Origin of the sequence: uncultured Winogradskyella sp. (assembly GCF_947498345.1) — a bacterium.
Classification (GTDB): Bacteria; Bacteroidota; Bacteroidia; order Flavobacteriales; family Flavobacteriaceae; genus Winogradskyella.
In genome coordinates this window covers 317,323-324,551 of sequence record NZ_CANMJY010000003.1, presented here as the reverse complement: position 1 = coordinate 324,551, position 7,229 = coordinate 317,323, and the positions used below count along the sequence as shown (strand labels likewise).

Sequence of the window (7,229 nt, the reverse complement as noted above, 5' to 3'; positions counted from 1 at the left end):
TATTGGTTCCTGGTTGAGTACGACGAACCAACATCAGGACAAAGAAAAGAGTTTAAAGCCCATTTTACCTTGAAACGTTAGTCGAGTTTAATCCTATAAAAAAATTAAAGCCCTTGTTATTGCAAGGTCTTTAATTTTTATGAGTTGATGGTTTTTTAGATTCTAAAGCCTAATGATAGTATTACATCAGTAAATTTTGTTTGCACTAAGGCAGCATCTGTTAATCCAACATTGTATAATTGTTGATTAACATCTCTTTCTGCTTGACTGAAAGCTAAATCTAAATTAAAATCTCCAAAAGTGTAACCAAGGCCTAATGAATAACCTGTTAAATCCCCAAAACGACTATCATCCTTATATGGGCTTTCCTCAAAGCGATATCCACCTCTAAAACTAAATTCTTTATAACGATATTCACCTCCAAATCTATATGAAACAGCAGAATCTAACGAATTGCTAATTTCATTATTCAATACAGAAAAGCTTGGGTCTGATGTAGGTCTAAACTTTGTTGAGCTATAATCCTTAACGGAATAGTCAAAACTCAGTAAGCCTTGTTTACCAAAGATATAAGCTAAACTTCCTGTGATTTTACCAGGAGTTCTTAGTTTATATTCAGGAAAAATATTGATTACATCACTGATGAAATTAATTTCAGGGTCAGCATTATTAGAATTTATGCCTTGAACTAATTCTTCATTTATTCTATACCATGTAGGGGAGTTATAAGATACACCTGCTCTCAACTCTGGTGTTAATTTAACAATTGTACCCAACTGGAATGAAAAACCACTGCCAGTTGTCGCTAATAAATTTTCAAACCTTAAATTATTAACAACTGACCCATCATTTGAGTTCGTTTCGTTTAGTCTTGTAAATTTTTCGTAATCTATAAAATGTGCATTTAAATTTATTCCGAAGAAGAATCTATCATCATAATCTGCAGCAAAATTAAATGCAAGTTTACCATTATAACCTGTTTCAGAATATAAATAGTTTTGGTTAAAATTCCCTGAAGCTACATTAGAAACGTAGTTAGTTTCATCATCGTTAGTTTCATTATCTAAATTTATAGGGTCAATTATGCCAGACCAATACCCTAAAAACGCCTGTTGAATAGAATAACCATCAACAGGAATAGAGCCTATATCAGCATAGGCTTCTTCAATAAATTCACCTGGCTGTAATTTTAAAATTCCAAAAGGTATTTCAAGATTATTGGTGAAAGAAAGGAAATAGTTATCTAATGAGGTTGTATTTACTCCACTTGCGACCCATTCATTATCATGGTTTGCTGTGTTATCATAGGCTGCGCTAAGTGTAAATTTTTTCCATGGAGAATTTGGATTTGAATTTATAAATACAAATGCTGCGCCAAGTTGATTTAAATCAAATTCAGAATTCGATGCTGAATTTATACCATTAAAATAACTAACATCATTATTTTTATTTATAACTCCCAAGGAGACAGAAGCATGACTGTTATTAAATATTGCAGAACCAGCAGGGTTAATATTAACCCCAGACATATCACCACCTAAGGCACCGAATGCTCCACTCATGGCTCTAAAACGTGCTGTTCCTTTAATTTCATCCATGGAATACCTTACAGCATCATTTATATCTTGTGCTAAAATATAGGATGTACTAATTAGGCCTATGGAAAACATAAGTAACTTTTTCATAAGTAATTTTTTTAAAATATTAGAATTTAATAATTATCCTCTACCACGTCTTCCTCCACCAGAAGAAGACCTTGAAGAGCTTCTTGAAGATCTCATAGAGCCAGAAGATCTCGATGAAGAACTTCTACTAGATCTAACCCCAGATGAACGACTACTTCTAGATGATCTAACCGAGTTTGAAGGTCTAGATGTTCTTGATGATCTGTTTATTCTAGAATTTGATCTTGATGGCGACGCACTTCTTACAGATCTAACTGGTCTAGTCACTCTGCTATTTCTTGTATTAGTAGAACCCGATCTAACTCTGGTACTTCTTGTGTTTCTTGTTGTTGCAGCTCTAGATAGTCTACTTGTAGAATAGTTTCGTCTTGATAAAGCGGATGAACTTCTATTTCTTCTGCTTAAATTATTATTATAAAGTAGGGAGCTTCGTCTACCTCCATTGAATGCGAGTCTATGGTTTCTGTATCTGTTCCAGCCCCAATTGTTCCAACCCCAGCCCCAAGGTTGTCCCCAACCCCAGTTATTCCATCCAGGACCCCAGCCCCAGCCGGCACCCCAGCCCCAACCAGCATTCCAGCCCCAGTTGTTCCATCCAAGACCCCAGCCCCAGCCAGCATTCCAGCCCCAGTTGTTCCAACCCCAGCCCCAAGGTTGTGCCCAACCCCAGTTATTCCAGCCCCAACTGTTATCTATAATATTAATGGTGATATTTTCATTACTTTGTCCCCAACCACCATATATAGGTCTTTGCTCTAAAGTGTCTTGGGATCGCTCTAAATAGTTGCCTTCATAAGAGTCTATATCTGTAAAAATTTCGCTCTCTTCAGTTACAGCGTTAAGCTGTGCTGAATTTTCCGCAAAGTAATTTTGATAATAATTAGAGTTATCAGTAGAAATTGTAACTACTGGTTGTTCAACTTCGGTATCTTGACTTTCTGTTGTATAGATTCCATCGTTATCATATCCTGCATATTGAAAAGAACCACATGAAGTTAACACGGTTAGTAAACCGAACGCAACAAAAAATGGCAATTTGTGCTTAGTAATGGTTTTAAATTGCATATCTCTTATATTTTATTGTTGAACATAGCAAAAATAGTTAGTTTTGCTGAACTATTTTTTTATTTAACATAGTCACAATATTTGTGCCAAAACACTGAAAATGAGTAAAAATCTTACTAGTAGAACTGAAGATTATTCAAAATGGTATAACGAGTTAGTTGTCAAAGCTGATTTAGCAGAGAACTCTGCAGTTAGAGGCTGTATGGTAATTAAGCCTTATGGTTATGCTATTTGGGAGAAAATGCAAGCAGAATTAGATAGAATGTTTAAAGAAACCGGTCATCAAAATGCTTATTTTCCTTTGTTTGTACCTAAAAGTTTATTTGAAGCCGAAGAAAAGAACGCTGAAGGATTTGCAAAAGAATGTGCTGTAGTTACACATTACAGATTACAAACAGATCCTGATAATGAAGGTAAACTTCGGGTAGATCCTGAGGCAAAATTAGAAGAGGAACTAGTGGTTAGACCTACAAGTGAAGCCATTATATGGAATACTTATAAAGGTTGGATACAATCGTATAGAGATTTACCGATTTTAGTAAACCAATGGGCTAATGTGGTGCGATGGGAAATGCGAACGCGATTATTTCTTCGTACAGCAGAGTTCTTATGGCAGGAAGGACATACAGCTCATGCTACCAAAGATGAAGCTTGGAAAGAAACTAAGTTAATCAATAATGTTTATGCTGAGTTTGCTGAAAATTTTATGGCAATTCCTGTGATTCAAGGTTTGAAAACCGAGAGTGAACGCTTTGCTGGTGCTGAAGAAACTATGTGTATTGAGGCATTAATGCAAGATGGTAAAGCATTACAAGCTGGGACATCTCACTTTTTAGGGCAGAATTTTGCTAAAGCATTTGATGTAAAGTATACTAATAAAGAAGGAAAGCAAGATTATGTTTGGGCTACATCATGGGGGGTTTCTACTCGTTTAATGGGTGCTTTAATCATGACACATAGTGATGACAAAGGACTAGTATTACCTCCTAATTTGGCACCTTATCAAGTTGTGATTGTTCCTATATATAAAAATGAGGAACAATTTGAAGCTATAAAGCAAGTTGCAGATGAAATCATAAGCGATCTCAAACAAAGGAATATTTCTGTAAAGTTTGATAAAAGAGATACGCTACGTCCAGGTGCAAAATTCGCTCAACATGAGTTGCAAGGTGTACCATTAAGAATAGCGATTGGTCCGAAGGATCTTGAAGATAATACAGTTGAATTAGCAAGGCGTGATACCTTTACTAAAGAAACTGTGATTTTAGATCGAATTAATGTTGTTGTAGAGGATTTACTTGAGGAAATCCAAGAGAGTTTGTATAGTAAAGCACTAACTTTTAGAAATGCCCATATTACTGAAGTCAATGATTTTGATGAGTTCAAAAAAGTTTTAGAAACTAAAACTGGTTTTATTTCAGCACATTGGGATGGTACTTCAGAGACGGAACAAAAGATTAAGGAGTTAACAAAAGCTACTATAAGATGTATTCCTTTAAACAATAAAAAAGAAGAAGGAAAATGTGTTTTTACAGGTAATCCATCAGGTCAACGTGTACTTTTTGCCAAAGCTTATTAAAAATTTTGCAAAAAAAATATGCTAGTAGTTGCAACATTTAAAAATAGTTGTATTTTTGCATCCGCAATGGAAACATTGTAGGTTCATTTAATTAGTAAAATAACCAAAATGGCCCGTTCGTCTATCGGCTAGGACGCCAGGTTTTCATCCTGGTAAGAGGGGTTCGATTCCCCTACGGGCTACAATTTTTAATAAGAAAAATAAAATGGCAAATCATAAGTCAGCTTTAAAAAGAATTAGAAGTAACGAAAAGAAACGTTTGCTTAACAGATATCAGCATAAGACTACGCGTAATGCTATTAAGAAATTACGTGAGGTTACTAATTCTAAAGAGGCACAAAAGATGTTACCTTCAGTTATTAGTATGATTGATAAACTAGCTAAGAAAAATGTGATTCATGCTAACAAAGCAGGTAATTTAAAGTCACAATTGACTAAGCATGTAGCTGCGTTATAATGAGTCATAGCGAAAGCTAATTAAGAAATATTCAAAAGTCTTTTCAAATGAAAAGACTTTTTTGTTTTTAAAAATATTAATGCATAAAAAACCTTGGGTTTAACTGCCCAAGGTTTTTTATTTATTATTATTAAAACAGAAAAATTATTATCCATTCATAGAAATTAAGAACTCTTCATTATTTCTTGTCTGTTTAAAACGGTCATTAATAAATTCCATGGCTTCAACAGGATTCATATCAGCTAGATATTTGCGCATTACCCACATTCTTTGAATGGTATTGTCGTCTAACAATAAATCGTCACGTCTTGTGCTCGATGATGTTAAATCGATAGCTGGGAAAATACGACGGTTAGAAATCTTGCGATCTAACTGTAGTTCCATATTACCTGTACCTTTAAACTCCTCAAAGATAACTTCATCCATTTTAGAACCCGTCTCAGTAAGTGCAGTTGCAATGATTGTTAAAGAACCTCCATTTTCAATATTACGGGCTGCACCGAAGAAACGTTTTGGTTTATGTAATGCATTAGCATCGACACCACCAGAAAGAATTTTTCCCGATGCAGGTTGTACTGTATTGTAGGCTCTTGCCAATCGTGTAATGGAATCTAATAGAATTACAACATCATGACCACATTCTACTAAACGTTTTGCTTTTTCTAAAACAATATTAGCAATCTTAACATGCTCGTGTGCTTCTTTATCAAAAGTTGACGCAATGACTTCTCCGCGAACATTTCTTTGCATATCAGTTACCTCTTCAGGACGTTCATCAATTAAAAGAATCATCTGATATACTTCTGGATGGTTTGCTGCAATAGCATTTGCAACATCCTTAAGTAGCATCGTTTTACCTGTTTTGGGTTGAGATACAATCATACCACGTTGCCCTTTACCAATAGGAGCAAATAAGTCCATAATGCGTGTAGAAATTGTAGTCTGTCTTTCGGCAATATTAAATTTCTCTTTCGGGAATAATGGTGTTAAATGCTCAAATGCTACACGGTCTCTTACCACATTAGGATTCTGACCATTGATTTTACTTACCTTGATAAGCGGGAAATATTTTTCACCTTCTTTAGGTGGTCTTACATGTCCTAACACTGTATCTCCTGTTTTTAAACCGAATAATCTAATTTGAGACTGTGATACATAAATATCATCGGGTGACGTTAGATAATTATAATCTGATGATCTTAAGAATCCATAACCATCTTGCATAATGTCTAAAACACCTTCACTTTCAATAATGGCATCAAATTCAAAATCTGGTTCACGGTAACGGTTTCTATTGTCCTTATTACCATTGTTCTTTGAATTATTACGATTATTATTGTCTTTAGAGCGATTTTGATTTTGTCTTTTGTCGTTGTTCTGATTGTTGTTAGAACGTCGATTATCGTCTTTACGATCGTTAGATTTATGGTCTTGTTTTTTATGTTGTCTATCGCTATTAGACTTTTCGTTATTAGGTTTTTGTTCTTGAGTTTGAGGTTTAGACTCTTCCTTTTTCTCAGAGAACTCTAAAGATTTTTGGTCTTTATTATCTTGAGTATTTTTCTGTACTCTAGCTCTATTTTGCCTAGGTTTATTTTGTTTAGGTTCAGGATTACTATCAGCATCTTTCGTAGCTTTTACAGCATCAGGATTTGCAGCTTGGTAATCTAAAATTTGGTAAACCAAATCTAGTTTTTTCATTGAGCGGTACTTAGGTACTTTGAGTTGTTTAGCTAGTTCCTGCAACTCGGGAAGCTTTTTAGCTTTTAACTGTGAAATTTCAAACATTCGTATGTTGTATAATGTATTATAATTTTGATATTATTAATTCAAGATTTTCTAAATGAAATAAAAAGAAAAAAAGTGAAATTAATTTGGAAGATTAGAAATATGCAACTCAGTGTGTTACAGTTTCTACTGCAAGTATACAACTTTATTTTAAAATAATTTCTATCTTTTTAAAAAATAAACTACTAATTTTGCATTGCTTTTTTAATAAAAGAATGATACAACGCATACAAACACTTTATTTATTTTTAGCTACAGGTATATCTGCAGGGCTGATTTTTGTGTTTCATTTATGGACCAATACTGAAGGTGCTAAAGTATTTGCTTTAGACAATTATGTGTATTTAGGTTTGTTTTTGGGCTCAGCGTTATTATCTTTAATTTCAATTTTTAGTTTTAAAAACCGAAAGTCTCAGTTTGTAATGGGACGACTTAATATAATATTAAACTTTATTTTACTAGGAATCTTTGTAACTCAATCTCTAAATTTATCTGGAGAAACTAACGTTTCTGAGAAAGGTATTGGGATTCTTCTTCCTATTTTTTCTATTGTGTGTTTAGTCTTGGCTAACAAGGCTATAAAAAAGGATGAAGATCTTGTAAAATCTGTAGATCGATTACGATGAACCTAAAATCTTAGTAGTATTAGTGCGAA

At 34.0% G+C, this 7,229-nt stretch carries 6 protein-coding genes and 1 tRNA gene; 4 read left to right on the top strand and 3 right to left on the bottom strand.

The window, feature by feature from the left end:
- Positions 1 to 155: 155 nt before the first annotated feature.
- Both Q0912_RS06415 and Q0912_RS06410 read right to left on the bottom strand, forming a co-directional pair.
- Positions 156 to 1,685 (bottom strand): outer membrane protein transport protein, encoded by a 1,530-nt coding sequence (locus Q0912_RS06415; RefSeq protein WP_299113171.1) that lies wholly within the window; start codon positions 1,683 to 1,685, stop codon positions 156 to 158.
- A 33-nt stretch (positions 1,686 to 1,718) separates the two neighbouring features.
- Positions 1,719 to 2,750 carry a hypothetical protein gene (locus Q0912_RS06410; RefSeq protein ID WP_299113169.1) on the bottom strand — a complete coding sequence of 344 codons (1,032 nt, stop codon included), beginning with the start codon at positions 2,748 to 2,750 and terminating at the stop codon, positions 1,719 to 1,721.
- 100 nt (positions 2,751 to 2,850) lie between these two features.
- On the opposite strand from Q0912_RS06410, the gene proS reads away from it, so the two are divergent.
- The 3 genes from proS (at position 2,851) to rpsT (ending at position 4,786) form a co-directional block, all read left to right on the top strand.
- Positions 2,851 to 4,329, top strand: coding sequence for a proline--tRNA ligase (gene proS, locus Q0912_RS06405; RefSeq protein WP_299113168.1), 1,479 nt, complete (start codon positions 2,851 to 2,853; stop codon positions 4,327 to 4,329).
- A 110-nt stretch (positions 4,330 to 4,439) separates the two neighbouring features.
- Positions 4,440 to 4,511, top strand: a tRNA-Glu gene (locus Q0912_RS06400).
- Between the two features lie 23 nt (positions 4,512 to 4,534).
- Positions 4,535 to 4,786, top strand: a complete 252-nt coding sequence (gene rpsT, locus Q0912_RS06395) for a 30S ribosomal protein S20 (protein WP_299113166.1) — start codon at positions 4,535 to 4,537, stop codon at positions 4,784 to 4,786.
- Positions 4,787 to 4,933: 147 nt separating this feature from the next.
- Here rpsT and rho read toward each other — a convergent pair whose 3' ends face one another.
- Positions 4,934 to 6,574 carry a transcription termination factor Rho gene (rho, locus tag Q0912_RS06390; protein ID WP_299113163.1) on the bottom strand — a complete coding sequence of 547 codons (1,641 nt, stop codon included), beginning with the start codon at positions 6,572 to 6,574 and terminating at the stop codon, positions 4,934 to 4,936.
- A 215-nt stretch (positions 6,575 to 6,789) separates the two neighbouring features.
- Between rho and Q0912_RS06385 the strand changes: the two genes are divergently transcribed.
- Complete coding sequence (locus Q0912_RS06385; RefSeq protein ID WP_299113161.1) at positions 6,790 to 7,200, top strand: DUF4293 domain-containing protein; 411 nt, start codon at positions 6,790 to 6,792, stop codon at positions 7,198 to 7,200.
- Positions 7,201 to 7,229: the final 29 nt, after the last annotated feature.